At 53.9% G+C, this 1,641-nt stretch carries 1 protein-coding gene and 1 pseudogene; one reads left to right on the top strand and one right to left on the bottom strand.

Annotation, left to right across the window (positions count from 1 at the left end; translation table 11 throughout):
• Window positions 1–729, bottom strand: a pseudogene (locus tag IL54_RS02390) (excinuclease ABC subunit UvrA); the annotation flags it as partial.
• A 259-nt stretch (window positions 730–988) separates the two neighbouring features.
• Here IL54_RS02390 and IL54_RS23865 point away from each other — a divergent pair.
• On the top strand, window positions 989–1,641 hold a 653-nt coding region (locus tag IL54_RS23865; protein WP_193378805.1), incomplete at its 3' end, for a hypothetical protein.

Below are 1,641 nucleotides of genomic sequence, written 5' to 3'. Positions count from 1 at the left end.
GAGATTGCCATCTGCCAGGTCCACGAACGCCAGCCCATCCGCCAGCTTCAACGCCTGCTCGAAACTGTCCGCAAGGCGCGTGCCCATGTCGGGGGCGACGGCGAGGCGGTCTACGACGACTTCGATATCATGCTTATACTTCTTGTCGAGCGCGGGGGCGTCTTCGATCAGCATCATTTCGCCGTCGATGCGGACGCGGGTGTAGCCCGCCTTCTGCCACTCGGCGAGTTCCTTGCGATATTCGCCCTTGCGGCCGCGCACGACCGGGGCGAGCAGGTAGAAGCGCGTGCCTTCGGGCAGGAGCATCACGCGGTCGACCATCTGGCTGACGGTCTGCGCGCTGATCGGCAGGCCGGTCGCGGGGCTGTAGGGAATGCCGACGCGCGCCCAGAGCAGCCGCATATAATCGTAGATTTCGGTGACGGTCGCGACGGTCGAGCGGGGATTGCGGCTGGTCGTCTTCTGCTCGATGCTGATCGCGGGGCTGAGGCCTTCGATATGTTCGACATCGGGCTTCTGCATCATCTCCAGAAACTGGCGCGCATAGGCGGACAGCGATTCCACATAGCGGCGCTGACCCTCCGCATAGATGGTGTCGAAGGCGAGCGAGGATTTGCCCGACCCGGAAAGCCCGGTGATGACGATCAGGCTGTCGCGGGGCAGATCGACATCGACGCCCTTGAGGTTGTGTTCACGCGCGCCGCGGACGGAAATGTGGGTAAGGCTCATGTGGGGCGTTGTTCCAGATTTGTTCTAATTGGGCAATATCGAAATCGCCCACTGAAATGGCAACGCTGAGCATGTTCGGCAAGGCGTCCAAGGGGCCGGCTGGGCGATCATTCATAAAAATGCACGATGCATAGTCCAGGTGAATTTAGTAATAATCATTGACGAATCCGGATCAAAAGATGTTGATTTATTATAATTATTTCATAAAGTAGCACAAAAAAATATGTGTTCAGGCCTGTTGAGCCGCAAAGGGATTTTTATGGCTACTGCTGATACGACGAAACCAACTTTGACTTCGCTGAGTTTCCCGAAAACTGTGGACGTGAAGAATGGTGGCAAATATCTGACGTTTACAGCAGGTGCCAGTGATGTTGGGCTGGGCGTGGATTATGTCTATGTAGGCTTTACCAAAAGTTGGCAGTCTAGTTCGAGCAGGACATCAGCCTTCGTTGCTTACGATAGCACTGACAGCTACGCCGATGGCGTGTCTTCTCGCGAATATTATATCGACGCGACATCCGGAGCGGGAAAATACAGTATTAGCAATGTAACTGTGTATGACAAGGCTGGAAATTATAGATATTATGAAGCCTCTGAGCTGGCAGCCATGGGCATAGCGACCAGTTTTGAGGTCGAGAGCAATCAGCTATCTGATTCGACAAAGCCAGTTTTGACGTCTCTAAGTTTTCCAAGTAGCGTGGATGTAACCGACGGTGGGAAATACCTGACGTTTACAGCAAGTGCCAGCGATGTTGGGTTGGGCGTAGATTATGTTTATGTAGGCTTTAACAAAAGTTGGCAGTCTAGTTCGAGCAGGACGTCAGCCTTCGTTGCTTACGATAGCACTGATAGCTACGCCGATGGCGCTTCTTCTCGCGAATATTATATCGAAGCGACATCCGGAGCGGGAAC

It is taken from the genome of Sphingobium sp. ba1 (assembly GCF_000743655.1).
Classification (GTDB): Bacteria; Pseudomonadota; Alphaproteobacteria; order Sphingomonadales; family Sphingomonadaceae; genus Sphingobium.
This window is presented reverse-complemented; position numbering and strand designations above follow the sequence as displayed.